The 22,356-nt window shown below is 47.5% G+C and carries 16 protein-coding genes; 15 read left to right on the top strand and 1 reads right to left on the bottom strand.

Translation table 11 applies throughout. The features are described from left to right. Positions 1-231: 231 nt before the first annotated feature. From AC58QT_RS24685 to AC58QT_RS24655, 7 genes are all read left to right on the top strand, one after another. Positions 232-1,797, top strand: a complete 1,566-nt coding sequence (locus AC58QT_RS24685; RefSeq protein WP_497411311.1) for an extracellular solute-binding protein — start codon at positions 232-234, stop codon at positions 1,795-1,797. A gap of 94 nt (positions 1,798-1,891) precedes the next feature. After that, positions 1,892-2,791, top strand: coding sequence for an ABC transporter permease (locus AC58QT_RS24680; protein ID WP_497411310.1), 900 nt, complete (start codon positions 1,892-1,894; stop codon positions 2,789-2,791). 13 nt (positions 2,792-2,804) lie between these two features. Next, the gene (locus AC58QT_RS24675; protein ID WP_497411309.1) at positions 2,805-3,674 is read left to right on the top strand and encodes a carbohydrate ABC transporter permease; all 870 of its coding nucleotides are present in this window, start codon (positions 2,805-2,807) and stop codon (positions 3,672-3,674) included. A 27-nt stretch (positions 3,675-3,701) separates the two neighbouring features. After that, on the top strand, positions 3,702-5,696 hold the full coding sequence (locus AC58QT_RS24670; RefSeq protein WP_497411308.1) for a beta-galactosidase trimerization domain-containing protein: 1,995 nt from the start codon (positions 3,702-3,704) through the stop codon (positions 5,694-5,696). Between the two features lie 108 nt (positions 5,697-5,804). Beyond that, positions 5,805-6,032, top strand: a complete 228-nt coding sequence (locus AC58QT_RS24665) for a spore germination protein (RefSeq protein ID WP_310501200.1) — start codon at positions 5,805-5,807, stop codon at positions 6,030-6,032. 119 nt (positions 6,033-6,151) lie between these two features. After that, a complete protein-coding gene (locus tag AC58QT_RS24660) occupies positions 6,152-6,397 on the top strand; it encodes a hypothetical protein (RefSeq protein WP_497411307.1) in 246 nt (81 codons plus the stop codon). Positions 6,398-6,587: 190 nt separating this feature from the next. Then, complete coding sequence (locus AC58QT_RS24655) at positions 6,588-7,106, top strand: DinB family protein (protein ID WP_497411306.1); 519 nt, start codon at positions 6,588-6,590, stop codon at positions 7,104-7,106. Positions 7,107-7,194: 88 nt separating this feature from the next. On the opposite strand, the gene AC58QT_RS24650 is transcribed toward AC58QT_RS24655, so the two are convergent. Continuing rightward, a complete protein-coding gene (locus AC58QT_RS24650; protein ID WP_497411321.1) occupies positions 7,195-7,626 on the bottom strand; it encodes a VOC family protein in 432 nt (143 codons plus the stop codon). 229 nt (positions 7,627-7,855) lie between these two features. On the opposite strand from AC58QT_RS24650, the gene AC58QT_RS24645 reads away from it, so the two are divergent. The 8 genes from AC58QT_RS24645 to AC58QT_RS24610 all read left to right on the top strand — a co-directional run bounded on the left by AC58QT_RS24645 (position 7,856) and on the right by AC58QT_RS24610 (position 22,314). Beyond that, positions 7,856-9,679, top strand: a complete 1,824-nt coding sequence (locus AC58QT_RS24645; protein WP_497411305.1) for a sensor histidine kinase — start codon at positions 7,856-7,858, stop codon at positions 9,677-9,679. Beyond that, positions 9,663-11,285 carry a response regulator gene (locus AC58QT_RS24640; RefSeq protein WP_497411304.1) on the top strand — a complete coding sequence of 541 codons (1,623 nt, stop codon included), beginning with the start codon at positions 9,663-9,665 and terminating at the stop codon, positions 11,283-11,285. The genes AC58QT_RS24645 and AC58QT_RS24640 overlap by 17 nt, the downstream gene beginning before the upstream one ends. 140 nt (positions 11,286-11,425) lie before the next feature. Beyond that, complete coding sequence (locus AC58QT_RS24635; protein WP_497411303.1) at positions 11,426-12,820, top strand: ABC transporter substrate-binding protein; 1,395 nt, start codon at positions 11,426-11,428, stop codon at positions 12,818-12,820. A gap of 76 nt (positions 12,821-12,896) precedes the next feature. Next, positions 12,897-13,793, top strand: a complete 897-nt coding sequence (locus tag AC58QT_RS24630; protein ID WP_497411302.1) for a carbohydrate ABC transporter permease — start codon at positions 12,897-12,899, stop codon at positions 13,791-13,793. A gap of 18 nt (positions 13,794-13,811) precedes the next feature. Further along, the gene (locus AC58QT_RS24625) at positions 13,812-14,702 is read left to right on the top strand and encodes a carbohydrate ABC transporter permease (RefSeq protein WP_497411301.1); all 891 of its coding nucleotides are present in this window, start codon (positions 13,812-13,814) and stop codon (positions 14,700-14,702) included. Between the two features lie 14 nt (positions 14,703-14,716). Continuing rightward, positions 14,717-16,810, top strand: a complete 2,094-nt coding sequence (locus tag AC58QT_RS24620; RefSeq protein WP_497411300.1) for a heparinase II/III domain-containing protein — start codon at positions 14,717-14,719, stop codon at positions 16,808-16,810. 52 nt (positions 16,811-16,862) lie between these two features. Beyond that, positions 16,863-19,262, top strand: a complete 2,400-nt coding sequence (locus AC58QT_RS24615) for a hypothetical protein (protein ID WP_497411299.1) — start codon at positions 16,863-16,865, stop codon at positions 19,260-19,262. 142 nt (positions 19,263-19,404) lie between these two features. Further along, the gene (locus AC58QT_RS24610; RefSeq protein ID WP_497411320.1) at positions 19,405-22,314 is read left to right on the top strand and encodes a discoidin domain-containing protein; all 2,910 of its coding nucleotides are present in this window, start codon (positions 19,405-19,407) and stop codon (positions 22,312-22,314) included. The last annotated feature ends 42 nt before the right edge of the window (positions 22,315-22,356 follow it).

Below are 22,356 nucleotides of genomic sequence, written 5' to 3'. Positions count from 1 at the left end.
TATAGCACAGAATGAAGAAGGGGGAAGCAAAGAGGCGAAAAACATACGAAAAATCGAATAACATAACGCTATAAAAACAGCCACGGAAAGGAATAACATAACAAAAATCGAATGAGATCATTGTGTAGTTGTGTGCCACGGGATATCGTAAAAGTTGTAACCGTTCCCAATTCCTGGCCGGGGTAGAGCGCGTTAAGGAACGGAAATCAGGGTAACCAGGGGGAATTTATTTTGCCTATCTATAAAATGAAACCAGTCGCACTTACCGTATTAGCAGCCAGCATGGCCGCAAGCGTACTTAGCGGATGTTCCGCAGAAAAGAAAACAACGTCCGAATCGAGTCAACCGAGTAGTACTTCTTCTGCTGCTGCAAAGCCGATTGAAATTACGTGGGGCATTCAATTCCAAGCACCAGCGGTCGTGGCGGATACGCCAGTTCAGAAGTGGCTTGAACAGAAATTCAATATCAAAATCAAACCGGTTAAAGTGACAGATGCCAGTATCGCTTCCGGTGACGTACCGGATGTGTTCATGCTAGGTGATCCATCGAATGTCTCTGCTTATCAAGCACAAGGGGTTCTAATGGACCTGGATCCTAATATGGTGAAAGATAAAATGCCTGAATACTATAAAGATGTTGAGCAGTCGAAGGCGCTGTTCCAGACGGTAACGTTTAGCGACAAGCTATGGGCAGTCCCGATGTTTATCGATTTGAAACCTTATGACCTATCGATGTTGTGGCGCAAAGACTGGCTCGACAAGGTCGGTATCACCAAGCTCCCAGAGACGCTGGATGAATTTGAGCAGGCGGCGTATGCGTTCGCGAAAAAAGATCCAGACGGTAACGGCAAGAACGACACCTATGGTTTGACCGGAACAGCGACGTCGACGTGGTCGACGGGCTTCTACTCGATCTTTGGCGCATTCGGCGTACAACCAACGATGTGGCACGAAAAGCAAGGTCAGATCATGAACGGTTCCATCATGCCAGAGGCCAAGGCGGCTCTTGAGAAGCTGCGTAAATGGTATGCGGACGGCGTGATCGATCCTGAATATATTACGGATACCCAAGATTCGTACCGCAAGAAGCTGTATAACAGTCGGATCGGTGTCATTGAGGAGCAAGTCGGAAAAGCAGCGCTCGCGGATGGTGCGACCAATATAGCGATGAAAGACATCAATCCGAATGCTAAGCTTCAACTGGGTAAAAATCCGAAGGGACCTGGCGGCAGCGGCAGCTGGGATTGGGGAGTAAAAAGTAATTACATTGTGCTTGGCAACAAGGTGAAGAATGATCCAGCTAAGCTAAGCAAATTATTTGAAATATTGCGAGCAGAAAGTAACGACGAAGAAACAATTAATATGACGAACTTGGGTGTCAAAGGTACACAATGGGATTTTGTAGCCAGCGGAGCGACTTCGGGCGCAACGAAAGTCTTACCGGGCTTCGAAAAGCAGGAACAACGTGATGCAGTTGGCATCCGGTTGTTCTCCCTTGGTAATATCACGACTCGAGCTTATCGAGATAAATATTCCAATCCGCAGATGAACGAAGCCGTTCGTACGTATTCTTCTGCACCGAGTCAGACAGATGCGTTATTATTCGCTGCTCTTCCATCTGATGGCAAATATAAGAAGGATCTGACGGCGCTGACGCAAAAATATTTTGCACAAATTATTAGTGGAGAAGTGCCGCTTAGCGATTTCGATAAGTATGTGGCAGAGTGGAAAGCTAAGGGTGGAGACGAATTAACCAAAGAGGCCAATGAGATGTACCAGAAGCAGTTTAAAAAATAATCAGCTTAAGAAGCGAATCTGTATCCTCGGCTGTTAGTCAAGTGGCTGCTGCCGAGGGATGGATCGCAACTGGCCCTGAGGACGTGCACATGACATGAAGATGATTATGAAAAATAGGGAGCTGTTTGCGCTCTATTTGTTTGCCTTTTCCTTTTTTCTCGTATTCAAATATGGCCCGATCTACGGGGTACTCATTGCTTTCAAAGATTTTCGCGTTGTCGATGGCATATGGGGCAGCCCATGGGTGGGCTTAAAGCATTTTGAAGCGCTCTTTCATTCATCTGATTTCTACCGATTGCTGAGTAATACGCTACTGTTAAATCTCTATTTGCTGCTGTTTGCTTTTCCGGCACCGATCGTGCTGGCGCTTCTGCTGAATGAAATCAGATCCCGCTTTTTTCAGCGCTTCGTACAGATGACCATGTATTTGCCCCACTTCGTTTCGTGGGTTATTATGTCCGGTCTTGTCATCTATTTCCTGTCGCCAACCACGGGCATTGTGGCTGAGATCGTGGGCTGGTTTGGGGGGAAACCCGTATTTTACATGGGCCATAAGGAGTATTTTCGCTCCATTGTGGTGGGTTCGGCCATTTTGAAGGATATCGGCTGGGGATCGATTATTTATTTTGCTGCCCTATCGGGCATTAATCCGGAACTGCATGAGTCGGCAACCATGGATGGGGCAAATCGCTGGCAGCGTTTGTTTCATATTAATATTCCGTCGATTATGCCAACCATTGCAATTATGTTTATTCTCAGCCTAGGCGGCTTCTTGAGCGCGAACTTTGAACAAATTATCAACTTGCTCAATCCTGTCACTTTTGATACGGGCGATGTTATTGACACTTACGTCTATCGCGTGGGGCTAACGCAATTTCAATACAGTTATACGGCTGCGATTGGTTTGTTCAAGTCTTTAGTAGGGCTGCTGCTGATTCTGGGGGCTAACTTTACGGTGCGCAGACTGAGCAAGGGAGAGAGCGGCTTATGGTAGGAGGATTTGCAACATGAGAACTGGAAACTGGCAAGATCGATTAAGCGTTAGCCTCATTTATATCGTACTTGGCGTACTCGCCATTATTGTCGTGTACCCATTTATTCACGTGCTGTCAGTATCGCTAAGTGGAAGGGGAGAGGCGCTCCGCAGCGGCTTTCACTGGTTTCCGAAGGATGTGACCTTGACGCCATACAAAGAATTACTGACCTATCCGTTCATCTGGAAAGGGTACAGCAATACGTTGTTCCGAATGGTCGTCGGCACAGCGCTTACTCTGATCGTTACCGTTTGTGCAGCTTATCCGTTGTCTCGCAATGAAATGCCATGGAAGCGGGTATTGGTACTGCTTCTGCTCTTTACCATGATCTTCGATGGTGGGATCGTGCCGAATTATTTGCTTATAAAGGAGCTGCATCTCCTGAATACGCGGTGGGTCTACGTGCTGCCGCATGCGGCGAATGCATTCCAGGTGTTGGTGATGATCTCGTTCTTCCGCTCGATTCCGGATGCGCTAATTGAAGCAGCACGGATTGACGGAGCGCGCGATCTGCGAATTCTTATTCGCATCATATTGCCACTGTCGGTCCCTGTTCTGGTTACGATCGGCCTCTGGTCGCTTGTGTATCACATTAATGCGTTTATGGACAATTTGTTGTATGTGACAGATCAAACGAAGTTCGTCCTGCAGCAGATTGTTCGGCAAATTCTGATTGAGAACCGGCTCGATCCGTTTACGACGGCTGTGAATGAGGTTCCGCCTGCGCCTGAGAGCTTGAAGATGGCAGCGGTCATTGTATCCGCTCTTCCCGTGCTGGTCATGTATCCATTCCTGCTGCGTTACTTTGAGAAAGGGACCATGATTGGTTCGGTAAAGGGATAGCAGATAGAATGGAAAGGATGAGACCGCATGCGATTTCGTCAGGTGCATCTTGATTTTCACACTTCGGAAGCTATAGCGCCGATCGGAGCACGTTTTGATAAGGGGCAGTTTCAGGAGATGCTTAAGCTTGGTCATGTGGATTCCGTTACGATTTTTGCCAAATGCCATCACGGCTGGGCTTACCATCCCTCGGAGGCGAATGAAATCCATCCTGGGCTGAGCTTTGACTTGCTAGCGGACATGATTGAAGCGGCACATGACATTGGTGTGAAGACACCCGTCTACCTGTCGGCAGGTTTGGATGAAAAATTAGCAAGACGTCACCCCGAATGGCTCATCCGTGATGAAAACGATCAAACGAATTGGGTCAAAGGATTTATGCTGCCAGGCTATCACCAATTGTGCTTAAACTCTCCCTATCTGGCAATCCTGATCGAGCAGATACGAGAAGTCGTGTCCCGATATGATTTGGATGGACTATTCCTAGATATCATTGGCATACGCAAGTGCTACTGTCATAGCTGTGTGGAGAGCATACGCCGGCAAGGACAGGATCCACGGGATGAGAAGGCAATGCGAAAGCTATGGGAGACAACCTACGCGAATTATACGACGAAGGTGAAGGAAACGGTTCAAGCGATCAAGCCAGGATTGCCGATCTTTCACAATGGCGGACACATTGCGCGAGGTCGACGCGATCTGATTGCTATGAACACACATTTAGAACTGGAATCGCTGCCTACAGGTGGATGGGGCTATGATCACTTTCCGCTGTCGGCTAGGTATGCGCAACCGCTTGGTGTCGATTTTCTCGGTATGACGGGGAAATTCCATACATCCTGGGGAGAATTCGGTGGCTATAAGCACCCGAACGCACTCCGTTATGAAGCTGCGCTCAGCATAGCCAATGGCGCCCGCTGCTCAATTGGCGATCAGCTTCATCCTGACGGTTATATGGATGAAGCGACTTACGCACTGATTGGCGAGGCATATCGCGAGGTCGAGGCGAAGGAGGCATGGTGCGTAAAGGCGACGAATGTTGCAGATGTGGCCCTGTTGACATTGGAAGCAACCGGCTTGCATCCCAATGCCAATGTGTCTACATCGGATTCGGACGCAGGGGCTGTACGCATACTGCTTGAGGGTAAATTCCTGTTCGATGTGATCGATCAGGAAAATGATTTTACAGCTTATAAGGTGCTAATTTTACCAGATTACGTAGCAGTGGATGATAAGCTCCAGAAGAAATTGGCGCAATTCCTTCTGCAAGGCGGTAAAGTTCTCGCAACGGGCTGGTCGTGCCTTGATCCGGAGGGGACTCGCTTTGCCATCGACCTCGGGGTGCGGCATGTAGGGACAAATCCATACCGCCCCGACTATTTTCGTCCGCTGTTCAATCTTCGAAGCTGTAGAGAAGCCTCTTACATCTTCTATTCACAGGGGCAGAAAATCGAAATTGCGGGCGGAACTGAGCTTGCACACCGTGAAAATCCTTATTTTAACCGCGATCTGTTTACTTTCTGCTCGCACCAGCATACGCCAAGCAGCTATGAATATGGAGGACCGGGTATGGTGGAAAGCGAAAGTGGTATTTATATCGCGTGGAACATATTTGAAGATTATGCGACCAAAGGCAGCCTCATATTGAAAGAAGCCGTACTGTATGCATTGGATCGCCTTCTCCTAGACAAGACGTTGCAAACCAATCTCCCAGCGCAAGGCATCGTCACACTGCAAAATCAACAGGATGAGAATCGTCTGGTTAATCATTTGTTATACGCAACCCCAATCCGCAGAGGGAAAAACATCGAAGTCATTGAGGATATGGTTCCCATCTATGATGTGCAGGTTGCTGTTCGTACATCTAACCACGTAAAGAACGTATATATGGCACCGCAGATGACCTCGCTCACATTCAGGTATGAGGATCAGACGGTTTACTACACAGTACCTAGTCTGAAGTGCCACCAGATGGTTGTCATCGAGTATGAAGTCGCCAAGAAAGAGGAACAGGTTCATTAGGACCTGTTCTTCTTTTATGTTCATGCGGTTATCTATCCACCCCCCCAAGTGACCAATAGGCACTCTAATACATACAATGATTTAGAGTTGGAAGGGAGTGGCCGGAGTATGCCTGTCATTATTAATGGAGGTATCAAAATTCTAAACGTCGCTCAGGGCTCCAATGTCCAGATTGGCGATACCTTCGCTGTTAGTCTCACAAGCAGCTCCAAAATCTTTGCAGGAGCCAACTCATTTTCCCCTGGGGACAGCTTTGGAAGTGTTCAGAATGTGCTGAATGGAAGTACAAATACAGTTGATCCTGACCTCGTAGACACGCCGAATAACACCATTTGATGACTAGGTATTGGTTTCCATAAATTGGACGAATTTTAAGATGGAATGGACGGTCCTAAAGTGAAAAGGTGCTGCGAAAGATATACGGAACTTGAAACTATTTTAGGGGATAGAGCAGCTTGTTAAAACGAAAAGTGATTTGGATTTATATGAAGAATCTATCATGGTTCCTGCCAATATTAATTCTGATTATAGGGGCTAATCCTTCTATAGCGGGTAGTTTTTGGTGGAAACTTCTTGGCTTTCTGCTCTTTGTGGGGATTGTTGCGCTATGTGTGAGTTCGTGGATACAAGCGAACCGTGAGCAACGGGAAATCGATGAAAATAAACACTTTGATCCTGTTGTACTTCGTCAATTTAATTAAGGATGACTGACCGTCAATGCGCTAAGCAGGGACGGTTTTTTGGCTATTTTCAGAAAAAAGGGTATAAGAATGCAAAAAAATAAATAAACGTAAAGTACCCTGACAATATGTTGTCAGGGTACTTCTATTATAATAAGGGTATATCTGGAAACAATGATAAATTAAATTGAATTAAGGGAGTGTGTATTAAATGACACAAACAGCTGACCGTATGTATGACTATCATGTATGGGCGAATCAAACGCTGATCAACAGGTTGAAGGAGCTTCCGCAGGAGGTCTACCGCCAAGAGATTCAGAGTGTGTTTCCGACTGTTGCGAAAGTGATTGCGCATATCTACCTAACAGATCGCACTTGGTTAGACATTCTTGGAGGTAAAAGTATGAAGGAAGCCATGGCAGCCTCTTGGCAGATAACTGAAGCAACCGAGAGCAAGAGCTTAATTGAGCTAGAGGCCATGTATGGCGAATTGTCGATACGAGGTAAGGCTTTTCTCAAGGAGCTGCCTGATTTGGAAAAGAAGATCACACTCGATAATCCCTATGCTGGAGTTCGGGAAACAAGTTTGGCTGAGATCGTTTTACAGGTTGTGAATCATGCTACTTATCATCGGGGGAACGTCACGGCCATGCTGCGCCAAATGGGCTATGCTTCCGTCATGACGGAGTATGCGTTGTTCTGGTATGCAGGTGCTGAGCAGCTGGCATAACGCCGAACGGACCAGACAACACTCCCTAACCAATCCCAACCTAAAAAAAGGCCCTGTCGTAATCAAGCGACAGGGCCCTTACTGCGTTCTAATTCATCGCTTCGCCTTCGGTAAACAGATGGAAGGTGACGCCAAACTTATCCTTCACTTGTCCGTAGGCTGGGCTGAAGAATGCTTCATGCAGATCCATGATGACAGTGCCGCCATCTTTGAGCCCTTCGAAATATCGCTTGGACAGACTAGCATCTTTCGTAGTAATACAGATCGTTACTTGATCTCCCAATTGGATAGGACGACCTGCGTCGGTGTCCGAAAACATCAATTGGCTTTCGCCGACTTGCACCATGGCATGAGCAACGAGATGTTTCTGGTCCTCACTAATCGGGAAGTCAGGATTGGCAGGCATTTCGCCAAAGGTCTGTTTAAATAGGACTTGAGCATCCAGCGCTTTCTCATAGAAGGCAATTGCTTCACCAGCAGTACCAGGCAATACTAAATACGGAGTTAAACGAACGGACATCATTAAACAGCTCCTTAGATTGAAGTAGTTAAAGGGGAAAAAGTCTACCTCTTATTATTACCACATTTATCCGGAAAAATAAAGAACATATGTTCTATTTGTAACGTGGAATATCGAAATAGCTGCCCTCCACCTTGAATTTTCCCCCTGCCTCCAGAAAGCCTCCTATACTATAATATAGTAGATAAAGACTATCTTCACACACACAGGAAAGGTGCTAACGTCGCCTATGAATAAGCTAGCTATCTGGTCGTGGCTGCCACGCATGTTCCATTCCTTTTCACTAAAACAACGGATTTGGTTTACCTTTGTCATACTCATCACGGCAGGTCTAGTAGCTACTGGGAGCATCGCCTACCTGATTGCATCCAAGGAAATTCAGCGCAATACGATGCAATCGAGCCAAGATACCGTGAATCAATCCGCGCAAATCGTGAATGAACGATTGAAAAATATCGGCACGGCGGTCCGTGCCTTAATGTTCAGCGATGCCTTCAAGCAGCTGATGAAGGATGTCCAGAATAAGGACAGCTCCAGCTACTTTAAGTCATTAACGTCTTTGCAATACGTTTTTTCCCAAGTGAAATTTAATGATTCCATGATTGAAAGTATCCTGATCGCAACCCCCATCGGGGATTTCTACCCGACCTCAAGTGCGCGGAATAACGCTAATTCCTTTTATCAGTCGGATATGTTTAAGCAATTTCAGCTGCTGAAGCGGGGATTCTGGAGCAAGGGGCATGTGGATCCATTTTTTACGGGGAATCAGCGAGTCATCTCGCTTGTGGCTGAAGGTGTAAGCGAAGATTCGTACATCCGCAATGAGCCGACGAATGTGTATGTGGTCATCAATGTGAAAGAAGACGATATTCGCGATCTTTTTATGGAAAACCTAACGGATCCCAATAAGCACTATTATTTCGTTGATTCGCAAGGTGAAGATATTAATTATGCGGATCGCACCCAAGATAGAGCGTTCATCCAGCGTCCCGATTTCGTGCAACAATTAACGGAGGACAGCAAGGGTTCCTTTTTCTATAGCGATTCGGATCGCAAGGATTATCTGGTGAACTATGCGCGACTAGACGTGAAGGATGACTGGATGATTGTCGGCGTTCAAGCCAAGGATAAACTTTTAGCTAAACTCAACGGTATTAAGCAAGCCACGACGTATGTAACCATTGGATTTATCGTCGTTTCTCTTTTTATCACGAACAATTTAACACTCCTGCTGCTCAAGCCCTTGTTCCGTTTGCAGAAACTGATGAAGCGCGTGGAAGAGAATGATCTGGACGTGCGTTTCGAAAGCGTGTATCAGGATGAAGTGTCACAGGTTGGTTTCCGCTTCAATCGGATGCTAGACGAGATCAAACAGCTCATTGCCGATGTGAAGAATCGAGAACGCGATAAACGAAAAGCGGAGATTAAGGCGTTATCTGCACAAATGGATCCTCATTTTTTCTATAACACGCTCAATACGATTTACTGTAAATCAGTGCTAGGTGAGAACGATGATGTGAATGAAATGATTCTGGCCTTATCGAATATGTTCCAATTGAGTTTAAGCGGGGGCAGGGATTTGATTACGCTCGCGGATGAGGTGGATCATGTTCGGCAATATTTGGCCATTCAACAGAGGTCCTATGAGAATTTATTTGTCTTTCAGATGGATGTCGAGCCTGAACTGCAAGCGTGTCTAGTGCCTAAGATTATGATTCAACCTCTCATTGAAAATAGTATTTTGCATGGCTTCAAGGATATGAAGGCCGGAGGGGAAATTCATCTCACAGCTCGAGTGGATGAGGAGTGGCTGCATATTACGGTTGAGGATAATGGACAAGGACTCGTGCCTGAACGGCTTCGCGAAAGCATGCTGCATCCTACAACTTCGAAGCATGGTTACGCACTCCGCAACATATACACGCGACTTCAACTATATTATGGCGCCGAACAGCGGATGGAAATTACGACGAACGAATGGGGCGGGGCTCGCATTGACTTATGGTTACCACGGTATGAAAAAGAGGAGGATTTCCATGGATCAACGAGTTAAGCTATGTGTCGTGGACGACATTCGAAGTGTTGTGGACATGATTACGAAAAAAATTCCGTGGGAAGAACATGGCATCGAAATCGTGGGCAGCGCCACGGATGGCGAGGAAGGCTTTGCGGTGATTCGCGAAACGAAGCCAGATTTGATTCTAACGGACATTCGTATGCCCAAAATGGATGGCTTGGAAATGACCCGCAATATTATGGAGATTCTGCCGACGAGTAAAGTGATTATTCTCAGTGCTTATACGGACTTTGATTATGCCCAAAAAGCGATCCAATATGGAGCATTAGACTATGTGAAGAAGCCTTTTTCCATTGATCAAATCGTAAAAGCAGTCGTCAAGGCGAAGGAAGTCTGGGAGCAAGAGAATCTGAGCCGTAAACAGCTGATCGGGCTTCAGCAGAAGATTAAAGAAAGCATGCCAGCACTCCGGCAGGAATACTTGTCCCTCCTCGTTAATCATCAAACCAATGAATCCGAATTAGCGCGTCTATCGGACTTTTTGGATATTAATGAGCTGAAGCCCCCTTTTGCCGTCATGACGATTCAAATTGATCAATTTACCGATAAATATGGCGAAGTGCCTGTGAAAGAGCTGGAGCTTGTTCGTTTTTCGTTGCAAAATATCGTCGAAGAGACGATTGCCTTTCATGGGGCAGCGGTCGTGTTTCGCGAGGGGCTCAATCGCTACATCTGTATTCTTAATGTGGCGAATCCAGAGCTGCCGATAACGATTGCCGATCAATGCTGCGCGAATATCGCGCGCCATACTAAATTCACGATATCCATAGGCATCGGCCAATGTGTTGAAACCGTGCAAGAGCTGCCGAAGAGCTATCAGCAGTCGCTTAGCGCGTTGTCGTATCATTTTTATACGGGCGGCAATGGTGCATTCAGCTACAATACGGATGGGGCAGCGCTTCCTGTGGAGTGGATTTATACCGAGGATAGCGAGAATGAGTTTCTATTCGCTTTCCGTTCTGGCAATAAGGAAGCTTGCGTCGAGTGGGCAATGACTATTTTTACGGAGATGGGAAAGCTAACCGTTCTCCCGGAACCAGGTGTCGTGGACCGATTACTGCAAGGACTTGCCCTGCGCATGCTGCGTGTGCTGTTGGAGAAATTCCCTCGTCCCAGCCTCGCAGAGTTCGAAGCCAAGTCACTTGAAATCAGAGACAGCGGGGCTGCCATTCTGGAGTATCGCGCCTGGTTTATGGAGCTATGCGAAATAGGCTGTCGTCTGATCCATCAGGAACGGGCTAGCGAGTCACAGAAGATTATTCACCGTTCAGTTGAGTATATCAAAGCGAATTTGGAACTTGATTTGACGCTGGAGCACTGTGCGAAGCAGGTGAATTTGAGCTGGGGCTACTACTCGAACTTGTTCAAAAAAGTGACAGGGTCGACCTTCCAGCAATTCGTGACGCAGGCGAAAATGGAGCGGGCGAAGTCGATGCTGATCGAGGATTACCAAGTGCAGGAAATTGCACAGCAGCTAGGCTACGAGCATCGGCGTTATTTCAGCGAGGTTTTCAAAAAGCAGACGGGGCTCACACCGACCGAATTTAAAGAAATGTCTCTAGGCAAGCCCTCCAAGCCGTGAGGGCTTGCCTGTTTCTTAGGCCAGCGGAAGGGCAACATATAGAAATATCTGCCCTCGTTCAAGAGTTGACCTCATTATCAGGGCATCGAAATTCTTTTACTATTAGAAGTGTAAACAACAGATTTAAGGGAGGCTTACACATGATTAGAAAATTAGGGACGGTCACATTAGCAGTAGCACTCGCGGGTAGCTTAGCAGCTTGCAGCTCCACGAAAACCGATACAGCAGCGAGCCCAGCGGCGTCCGCGAAAGCATCCGATCAACCGGCAAGCGCGGCTCCTGCCAAGGGAAAAACGAAGCTTGCCTATTGGACAAATGATCGTCACGATATGGACTACATTAAGAGCGTTGTGCAGAAATTCAATGAAACGAATGGCGAAAATATTGAAGTTGAAATTGTTGTTAAAACCGAGGATTTCAATCAAGCGATCGATCTGGCATTCGCATCAGGACAAGCGCCTGACATTATCCGTGTAAAGGAGAATACCATCCAGCCTTTCGTAGCGAAAGGATACCTCAAACCGATCGATTCCTATGTGAATGATACGCTGAAGAAGAAATTCCCGATTATTGATGATTTCAACCGCATCGGTGGTAAACTGTACAGTCTTCCGAACTACGGCTCGACGCTGCGTCTCGTTTATAACAAAGACCTTTTCGCTAAAGCGGGAATTGCTGCACCTCCGAAAACATTAAAAGAAATGGTCGAAGATGCGAAGAAAATTACGGCGGTTGGTAAGGCGAGCGGCTCCTACGGCTTTGCGCTGAACTTCAAGAGCCCAGACAGTGCGCTTGGTCGTTCGGCAAGGGTAATCGCGGAAGCAAACGGTGTTGGCGGGTTTGGATTTGATTTCAAAACAGCAAAGTTCGATTTCACAGGGTTTAAAGATGTCATTCAGTCCTTCAAACAAATGGTGGATGATGGCAGCACATTGCCAGGGATGGAGTCACTTGACATTGATCCACTTCGCGCCCAATTCGCAGAAGGCAAAATCGGGATGTACATCTCCTATTCCTCGGAGCCAGGGGTATACGCTAATCAGTTCCCAGCTAAGATTGATTGGGCAGCAGCACCTGTTCCAACCACAGACGGAACGATTAAAGGGGCAACTTCCTTCGTTGGCGGACAATGGTTAGCGATTAGCAACACAACTAAAAACGCGGATCAAGCTTGGAAATTTATGCAGTTCATGTATGCTGACGATGTGTTGAAAACGTATCACGAGAAAGGTTTCGGACTATCGATGGTGCCAGCGATTTCTTCCACAGCGAAAAAGCCTGAGATTAAAGGCATTGATGGCTTCTTGCCAAGTGGAAATGACGGCACATGGCCGCTGCAGCCAACCGTTACGGTTGAAGGTATGAAATACAATGACGCCTTCTTCAAATATATGATCAGTGGCGGCAACTTGGATCAAATTATTCAAGAATTGAACAAACGTTATAACGATGCGTTGGATAAAGCTGTTGCAAAAGGCGATATCAAAGTAGCGCCAAATGCAAGTTTCGATCCAATGAAACTGATGATGAAATAAGAGCGAATTGAAGAGAAAGGAAGCGAGAGTGGAGCTGAAACTCCACTCTCGCGTTCTATAAAGAGGAGGGAATGGGATGAACAGAACTCGCCAGATCGGGTTTTCCTACTTATTTTTATTTCCAAGCTTTCTACTGACCATGGTGTTGGGCGTCTATCCGATTGCTTGGGCGATTCGCTACATGTTCTATGAGTACAAGGGCTTCGGGGCACCGACTTTTATTGGGATTGATAATTTCAGACGACTTTTCCGGGATACGCAGTATTGGGATTCTGTCATCAATACATTCGTTTATGCAGGTGGCAAGCTTATCATAACCCTTCCGTTATGCTTACTTCTTGCCGTGATCTTAAATTCCAAGCTGCGTGGACGCAACTTCTTAAGAGCCATCTATTTCATGCCAACCATTATTAGCTCAGCTGTGATGGCCGTCGTATTTTTTGTCATTTTCAACTCATATAACGGTATTCTCAATCAATATTTACTAAAGTTCCATATCATCTCCGAAAGAATCGATTGGCTCGGGCCTAAGCATGCAATGCTGACAACCATCATCATTGCAGTCTGGGGGGCGGTAGGGAACTACATGCTGTTATTTCTAGCTGGTCTTCAAAATATCCCGAATGATGTGTACGAAAGCTCCTCCTTGGATGGCGCGAATAAATGGCAGCAGTTCTGGTATTTAACGATTCCGATGCTAGGTCCGGTGCTTCAGATTGTGATCATGCTCGCAATCATTAATTCCCTCAAAGGGTATGAGAGCATCATGGTTCTTACAGAAGGTGGACCAGTAGGGAAGACGGAAGTCATGTATCTCTATGTGTATAAGCTATTCTTCCCAACCCCATCGCACGCATTAACCGAGCAGCAATTCGGCTACGGTAGTGCGGTAGGCTTCATGACTGCTGTCATTGTCGGCATCATCACGCTCGTCTATCATGGGATGTCGAAGCGCCTCAACAAACTTCAATAGGAAGGAGACTCGGGAATCATGGAAGTATCAAAATCGATACCAGCTGTTCATATAAAGAAACAAACACAGTCATTTTCAGTAGGGAGATGGGGTGGAAGAGCGCTTCTCTGGTTGTTTTTACTGATTACCGCTTTGCTCATCGTTTTCCCTGTCATTGTGACTTTTCTAGGCTCTTTTATGTCTAATATGGAGATTACCAAGGGGGGCAAGATATTCCCGTCTTCCTGGCATTTTTCAAATTATAAGGAAGCCTGGGTACAGGCTAACTTCGCGAGATTTACTTGGAATAGCTTATTCCTCAGTGGAGCGACGACAATCGGCGTACTGACCGTAGCCTCCATGGCCGCCTACGTCGTTGATCGACTCAATTTCCCAGGAAAAGCGATTTATGTGGCGATTCAAGCATCGACGATGTTTATCTCCATTGGTGCAGTTGTCATTCGACCGCAATTCGAATTGATGGTCAAGCTGCACTTGAATACGAATTTATGGGGCGTAGTCCTCATTCTCGTCAGCGGTCATGCGTATATCTTCTTTATTTTACTTAGCTTCTTAAAAGGTATTTCCCGGGAATTAGATGAGGCGGCACGGATCGATGGTTGCTCTAACGCCGGCATTTTCTGGCGAATTATTTTGCCGCTGATGCGCCCAGGACTTGGCGTAGGTGCCCTGTTCACCTTTTGCGGAGCGTGGAATGAATACTTGCGGCCGTTAGTGTTTACGATGACGAATCCGAATCTGCAAACGTTGACGGTTGGCCTATCTTATTTGCGGTATGGGGCTTCCGCTGCGGTACAAACGCATTATATGATGGCTGGAGCGTGTCTATCTATTCTGCCGCTGTTACTTGTCTATATGATTGCCAATCGTCAGTTCATGCAAATGACGGCGGGTTCATTGAAAGGCTAGGAGGACTTCTGACCATGGACATCAAGCGTTTAAAGAACTTGCGAAGGAACGCAGAGAAAGCGGAATTTCAAGCAGCGATGGAGCTGCTAAGACGGGATGCGGAAGAAGCGGCGAAGATTACCTTCGCCGTCCGCGCCCAAGAGCAAGGCGAATGGATGCATTATTATCATTGTGAAGAAGATGGGACTCGGCTCACTTTTCAGTGGCACGAGCCCTTTCTTCATCGTTGTTCGACTTGTGGCAAGGAACGGCGAAATCAACTGCTTGACGGGTGCTGGACGTCGATCGCGCATAGTCAAATCGGTCAAGCCGTGTATCACGTCGCTTTGCTTTATGCTCTAGAGCCAGATGAGAAGCGACTGCAATTCGTCAAAACGTATCTCACGGCATATGCCGATCACTATGAAACGTATGCGATTCACGGAGACATACCTTATAATGGGCCCGGCAAATTATTTGCCCAAACGCTGGATGAAGCGCATTGGATCACGGATTTGGCGCTTGCTTTTGACATCATTCAGGAGCATCTAACCCCTGATGAGCTCGCTCATATCCGGGCAGGGCTGCTCGAGCCCTGTGCCCAATTTCTCATTGCGCATAAAGAAAAGCAAATCCATAATCACTCGGTATTGATTACATCAGCTATAGCCGCGCTAGGGCTTCTCTTAAATGATAAGACCGTGCTGGCTGCTGCTCTGGAAGACGAATACGGCTTGCATGACCAGCTGGATCGCGGAATTATAGAGGATGGTTTTTGGTATGAGGGGAATGTGCAGTATCATTTCTACGCGTTTAAATCCCTGTTGCACTACGCGTTAATTGCTGAAGGGACGTCTTGGGATGTATGGAAAAAGAAAGCGCTGAAAGCGATGTTCGATTATCCCTTACAGTTAGTTTTGCCAGACGGCGTGATGCCGACGATGAATGATGCAGGGCTGGGTCATCATATTGGCTCCTATGCGCCCTATTACGAAATTGCCTACGACATTTATGGAGATGGCAAGTATCGCTCGCTTTTGAATACGGCTTATGGCACGGCAGAAGACGATCCACGCATCAAGATCGTGAAACCAACCAAGCGAGATTCGATTTACGCTTTGATGTTCGGCCAAAGCTTGGAAGGAGCTACAACGGAGGCGGACTCGCTTGGAGCTGAGGTGCAGCGCTCACGCTCTTTGCCCGCGAGCGGCCTGACCAAGCTAGTGAACCCAGCGGGCTGGCATGTAATCGTGAAGCACAGCCGTTTCGGCGGTGAACACGATCACATGGATCGGCTAGGGCTGTCCATGATGCATAGCGGCATTCCGCTGCTCGTGGACCCTGGCACGACGGCGTACGGCGTACCTGCGCATTACGGTTGGTTTAAACATACGTACTCACATAACACGGTTAGTATTGACGGGGCAGATCAGCCGCCACGAGACGGGCAATGGATTCAGATGCACGAAGAGACATGGGGCGTATGGCTGGAAACAGCCGTGAATTGGCTGGCTGAGGATTACGCAATGAAATATCGCATCATTTTGCCTGAGGAGCTTAACCCTTGGGATAGCGAAGCTTATCAAGGGGCTCAAATTCGAAGAATAAACATCTTAGCCGAGGATCATTTCATTGATATTGTGGAGGTCATTGTCGCAGAGCCGCGTGTGGTGCATTGGACGAATCATTGGAGCGGGAAGCTGATAGATGGCGATGTTGCGTGGACAAAAACGGAAGATCAATTGAGCCGCTTGGATCAGCAATGGTTTAAGGAAAAGAGGAAGCTGGAGCAGGACGTTTCGGCTTTTCAATATCAAATGCGTGAAGGTACATTGGAGCAGCATGTTTGGTGCTCGCAGCCAACGACAACTTACACCGCGTTGACCCCAGATAATCCGCCAAGCGGGCAGCGAACATCGCACATGACAACGGCTATGGTGGAAAAGCGTGTGTTATTCGTACAAGCCATGCACTATGATGCCAACGAGGAGGCTCAGCTTCGGGGCAGACTGCAAGTGGTGGAATTATCTGGCGATACGCTTCAACTATCGTGGAATCATGCGGAAGTACAGGCGAAATATCAAATAGAGCTATTCCACGGAAAAGTGTATATTGAGAAGCTGGTCTGATGTCATTATGATACCCATGTGAAGCCATTCGAAATAAAGGGTGTGTAAGAACATGAAGAATAAATTGTCATTCCTAAGTTTTTGGTCCATCAACGATGCTTTGGATCTGGAACAGTTGCAACATCAATTAGACGAACTCCGATTAGCAGGGCTAGATGGTGTTATATTTCATCCTCGGTTCTACCCTAACCAACCTGTCTATATGAGCGAAGCGTATCTGGCTATTATGTCAGACTTGATTATATATGCCAAATCAACGGGCATGATCTTCTGGATTTACGATGAAAATGGCTGGCCTTCTGGCACAGGAAGCGGCGAAGTGATCAAAAGGTTGCCCGACTCCACCTGCCAGTACGTTAATTGGGTTTCCGATGGGCAAGGGGGAAGACTCGTATTTGAATCGTTTAGCGCCGTATCCTCGATCGACCCGAAGACAACGCAGGTGTTTATTGATCTCATTCATGAGGGTTATCGCCAAGGCTTGATTCCCGAAGCATTTGATTATGTGACGGGCTTTTTCTCTGATGAAGTCGCGTTCTTGGACGGGCATGGCATTACGGTCAAAACAGGGGCCATTCCTTGGGAGGATCGATTCCCAGCGTTATATGAAGACAAATATGGTGAGGCGTTGCTTCCTCAATTGCCGCTGCTGTTCACAACTGGAGATGGCTATGAGGAGTTCCGTGTCCGCTACTGGGAAATGCTGACGGACGCGCTCATTACGAGTTTCTATAAACCGGTTGCAGATTGGTGTGGAAAATATGGTAAAAAATTTACAGCTCATGTTAAAGCCGAAGAAAGTCCTTTTTTCCAAGTGTCCTATAGCGGTTCTTGCTTTCAAGTGTTAAAAACGGTAGAAACGCCGGCCATTGACGCCTTGGAGCGGTTTCCAGGGAATAACTTTTACCCTCGGATTGCTCATTCGATTGCCATGCAGCAAGGACGTGATAGCGCTCTGGTCGAAGCGATGGGAGGAAGCGGCTGGGGCGTTTCACCCGAGTCCTTCACCAATTATGTGATGTGGCTGGCCAGTCACGGCGTGGAACATTTCGTGTTCCACTTGAACCAGCTCAAGCTGAATACCCAAGCTGTGCAAGATTGGCCGCCTTCCATGCCGAGTCATCTGACTTGGAAGGATGCTTTTCCTGCGCTGCTTGCATCCCTGCAGGATCAGGCTGCTCAACTGCCAGATTTAAGAGCCAAGCCGGATGTGTTGATTGTAACGCCAACGCGTGGGATCATGGCGGATTTTGATACGCGTGATGCGATGCAAATGAATGAGCATGACGGGTCGAACATTCCTGCAAGCACGGCAGGCGTGCTCGATGCGAAGCTGCTTGCGCTCGTAGAGGCTTGCTTTGAGGCAGGGGTTCACTATGAGTTGACCGAGGAGCGGGAGCTTGAGGAGTCGGGGACGATTCTAGATGGCATGCTGCGAATTGGCCAGCGGGACTACACGCATGTGCTGTTGGCAGACGGTTGTCGTTGGAGGGAGCCAGCAATCGTGGAGCGGCTTCTCGCAGCAGGAGTTACGTTGTGTGATGCGGAGAACTGGCGGCACGTATTTGCTGTGAAAGCCCTACCTGTTCAATCAGCTGTGGAATGCTCTTTCATTAAGCAGTCTTCGTGGACGGCAGAAGTGCCGAAAGCGAATCAGGTCTACGTGGAGCTGCAGCTACAAGACAATGGCAAGCTGACAGCAGAAATCGACGTGCACCAGGCAGAGTCGTTTGGCGTGATGACACTCTTTTTACATGATGAAGTAAGTTCAGTTTGGATGAACGATGTGGAATTAACCGTGATACCGACGGCAAACGGTTTTGAAGCGGTAGTTCCTGCTGCGTTAACTGTGAATGTGCCGAAGCTGCATATGGAAGTAACTCCGTTACCTGAGGGAGAAGCATGTCCGATTGCATTCTTGCGCGGTTCGTTCATTGTCATGAGTAAAGCTCCGCTGATCGAAAAGGATGAGCATCAATGGCTGCTCGAAGGGCCACTTGAGCTAGCTCCTCTGCCCACAGTGATCGACAGCACGAATTTCATTGCATCCGGCTTTCCTTTTGCAGACTCACCGATTACTGTGAGAAAAACCATCCAACTTTGCGATGTGGAGCAAGCAGCGCTTGAGCTTACCGATCTATGGGCAGACGCCGCCTTGGTGAAACTGAATGGAAATGAGCTGGGTTGGTGCTGGGGACCGAATTGGTCGGTGCCGCTTCCGAAAGCGATGAAGGAAGGCTCGTATGAACTCGAGGTCCTGTTATATCCAAGTACATTTAATGTGTACGGACCTCATCATCATGTGGATGGCGATCGATATTTAACGAGTCCGGATCAGTATAAAGGTGTTAAAAATTTCGCCGACCGTCCAGATGCTCCGGAACAAACGAAGGTAAATGGTTTCCATTTCGTCAAATGGGGCATTGCAGGCGAGATCCGGTTGCTTAACTAACTGAAAACCAATAGAAATCTGCCCTCGACATGGAAGTTCCCGCATTACTGGAACGAGGGCAGATTTTTTATACTTATTTATGTAAGCGCTTTACAATCTCGACTTAGCAAAACATCTGAAGGAGGGAATTTATTTGCACAAAATGAAAGCTTGGTTGATCGGATTATTTACTTTTGTTTTTATCCTTGGGAGTTTAGGTGCGTTACCTGTTCGTGTCCATGCAGCCACCATCTCCTCTTACGCACTGCCTTCGATCTACACGGCATCCACGGTGTACGGACTTAAGGTCGATGCGACAACGATTCCTGTTGTGAGTTACACGAGTGACTATGATTATGCTCATTTTTCCATGTCAGGCTCAGCGACGATTGAGGTTACAGCTATTGGACAAACGAGTATTTCTTCGTACTCCATCAGTCCCAAGAAGCTTAATTTGAATGGCACAACGAGTGGCAATAAGCTGACGTTTACGGTCAGTGGGGACGAGTATTTGATCGTGAAAATCAACGGGCAGCGCGCGCTCGTCATCGCAGCTGACCCGGCAGAGACGAACAAACCCGCGTCATCGGGGACAGGGATTTATAATGTGAAGAATGCGCCTTACAACGCGGACAGCACGGGTGCTGGCATGGCAACGACCGCCATTCAGAATGCGATCAATGATGCGGCCAACTACACAGGCGGCCAGGGAATCGTGTATGTGCCTGCAGGGATTTATAAGGCGGGCAATCTGCAGTTGAAAAGCGACGTCGCCTTGTATTTAGAGGGCGGAGCGGTGCTTCGTTTTACAGGGGTGGCGAGTGATTACACGGTGAATTGGCACAAGGATTCACAGAATCGCGACGTCACCTGGTGGCTGTACACTCCGACTGGCGCAGACAACGTCAAAATTTACGGTCGAGGCACCATCGACGGCAATGGCAAATACGCGACAACGACGAACAATTTTGCCAGCAATCTCATTGTGCCAATCGGTACGACCAATTTTACGCTAGATGGTCCGCTGCTTCGCGATTCAGGTTCGTGGGCCGTGACACCGGCAAGATCGAATGATCTGACTTTTAAAAATATGAAAATCTTCAACCGCTTTGATATGGGTGAGAACGACGGTATCGACGTGAATGAATCCCAGAATGTGCTCGTTCAGCATGGCATCGGGATTGGCTTGGACGATCCTTATACCACGAAAACATGGGATCAGTCGACAGATATTAGTCTAAGCTGGCCTGGAAGCCCTGAGCCTGTCAGCAATGTTTTGTTCGATGATCTGATTTCCTGGACGGTTTGCTTTGGGTATAAAGTAGGTCAAGGCATGCGACAAAATCAAAGTGATGTGACCTTCAAAAATAGTGTGGTGTACGACGCATCTGTCGGAATCGGTGTCGATCATAAATACGGTGTTGGTAATCTCACGAATGTTACCTTTGAAAATATCGATATTGAGCGTATCACCTATACGAACGACAGTGCGCGGACATGGGCCTCCTTTATTATTCGAAATGCCGATAGTTTTGGCGGCGGTACGATCAATACGTTGACCGTTAAGGATATTCTTGTCCGCGATGCTGGAACGACGTTGGGGACGTTGAAGGGTTACAGCAGCACCAAAAACATCAGCAATATTACGTTTAATAACGTGGTGATGCCGGGCAGTGCGACACCAGCGCAGAACTTAGCGCAAATGAACATACTCAATCGTGCTAATCATACACCTGTGACGATACTGCCGACGCAAATTGCGGAACCTGTGCAACGCGTGAATCTAGCTTTGAATAAACCAGCAACAGCTTCATCGGGCGCAGCTGCGCCGAGTCTTTCTTTTGATGGCAACTTCGGTACACGATGGGGATCTAACTATACAGATAATGAGTGGATCTATGTGGATTTGGGGTCACCTGTGTATGTCGATGGTGCGAAGCTTTATTGGGAAGCGGCTTATGGCAAAAACTATCAAATTCAAGTTTCTAATGACGGCAGCACATGGACAAATGTATTTAGTACAACTACGGGAGATGGCGGTGTCGATGAGATCAGCTTTACGCCAACGCTGGCTAGATATGTGAAAATGAATGGAACTCTGCGAGGTTCGGTGTACGGCTACTCCTTATGGGAGTTTGAGGTATATGGTGCAGCAGGTAATTTAGCAATGGGGGCAACGGTGTCGGCGACCAGCTCGGTGGAGAATACGAATTTCTCGGCGGCTAAAATAAATGACGGACAACGCAGCAGCGTGACAGGCTCCATGGGTTGGAGCAGTAATAACAGCTTAACCTCGAACCATACAGAGTCAGTCACGCTGGATATGGGGTCAAGCAAGACGATCTCGAAGGTGGATTTGTTTCCGCGTAATGACGCAGGCAATGTTGGGCAAAATTTCCCGATCGATTTCACGATTAAGACCTCTGCCGATAATGTGAATTGGTCGACCGTTGTGACGCGAACGGGGTATGCGCAGCCGGGGAATGCTGTTCAGAGTTTTACGTTTTCTGCGGTATCTGCAAGATATGTGAAAATCGAAGGGACGAATCTGCGCCCGAACCCGACCGATGCAAACCAGTATCGGATGGCGTTTGCGGAGGTGGAACTGTATGCGACCAATTACGCAACTGGGGCTATCGTGTCGGCAAGCAGCTCATTAGAGAATAGCAATTATTCTACGAGTAGAGTAAATGACGGCGGGCGAAATTCTGTGACAGGTTCGATGGGATGGACTAGTAATAATAGTCTGACTGCGAATCATACCGAGTCAGTGACGCTAGATATGGGTGGGAGTCGCAGTGTGAGTATGGTAGACATCTATCCACGTAATGATGCAGGGAATATCGGACAAAACTTTCCGATCGACTTCACCATTAAAACCTCGGCGGATAATGTGAATTGGTCGACGGTAGTCACGCGTACGGGGTATGCGCAGCCGGGGAATGCCGTTCAGAATTTTGCGTTTTCTGCGGTATCTGCAAGATATGTGAAAATCGAAGGGACGAATCTGCGCCCGAACCCGACCGATGCGAATCGGTATCGGATGGCTTTTCCTGAGGTGGAAATTTACTAACACCGAGATCTCTTATTAATGCTCCTGCAAAAATCAGTTAAC

The sequence above is a fragment of the Paenibacillus sp. J31R109 genome, assembly GCF_059692055.1.
This window is presented reverse-complemented; position numbering and strand designations above follow the sequence as displayed.

Excerpts from the sequence above, each read along its gene's own strand:
- AC58QT_RS24625 (WP_497411301.1), top strand. The coding sequence starts at position 13,812 with ATGGAAGTATCAAAATCGATACCAGCTGTTCATATAAAGAAACAAACA.
- AC58QT_RS24675 (WP_497411309.1), top strand. The coding sequence starts at position 2,805 with ATGAGAACTGGAAACTGGCAAGATCGATTAAGCGTTAGCCTCATTTAT.
- AC58QT_RS24630 (WP_497411302.1), top strand. The coding sequence starts at position 12,897 with ATGAACAGAACTCGCCAGATCGGGTTTTCCTACTTATTTTTATTTCCA.
- AC58QT_RS24680 (WP_497411310.1), top strand. The coding sequence starts at position 1,892 with ATGAAGATGATTATGAAAAATAGGGAGCTGTTTGCGCTCTATTTGTTT.
- AC58QT_RS24640 (WP_497411304.1), top strand. The coding sequence starts at position 9,663 with ATGGATCAACGAGTTAAGCTATGTGTCGTGGACGACATTCGAAGTGTT.
- AC58QT_RS24635 (WP_497411303.1), top strand. The coding sequence starts at position 11,426 with ATGATTAGAAAATTAGGGACGGTCACATTAGCAGTAGCACTCGCGGGT.
- AC58QT_RS24615 (WP_497411299.1), top strand. The coding sequence starts at position 16,863 with ATGAAGAATAAATTGTCATTCCTAAGTTTTTGGTCCATCAACGATGCT.
- AC58QT_RS24650 (WP_497411321.1), bottom strand. The coding sequence starts at position 7,626 with ATGTCCGTTCGTTTAACTCCGTATTTAGTATTGCCTGGTACTGCTGGT.
- AC58QT_RS24645 (WP_497411305.1), top strand. The coding sequence starts at position 7,856 with ATGAATAAGCTAGCTATCTGGTCGTGGCTGCCACGCATGTTCCATTCC.
- AC58QT_RS24610 (WP_497411320.1), top strand. The coding sequence starts at position 19,405 with ATGAAAGCTTGGTTGATCGGATTATTTACTTTTGTTTTTATCCTTGGG.
- AC58QT_RS24670 (WP_497411308.1), top strand. The coding sequence starts at position 3,702 with ATGCGATTTCGTCAGGTGCATCTTGATTTTCACACTTCGGAAGCTATA.
- AC58QT_RS24665 (WP_310501200.1), top strand. The coding sequence starts at position 5,805 with ATGCCTGTCATTATTAATGGAGGTATCAAAATTCTAAACGTCGCTCAG.
- AC58QT_RS24620 (WP_497411300.1), top strand. The coding sequence starts at position 14,717 with ATGGACATCAAGCGTTTAAAGAACTTGCGAAGGAACGCAGAGAAAGCG.
- AC58QT_RS24655 (WP_497411306.1), top strand. The coding sequence starts at position 6,588 with ATGACACAAACAGCTGACCGTATGTATGACTATCATGTATGGGCGAAT.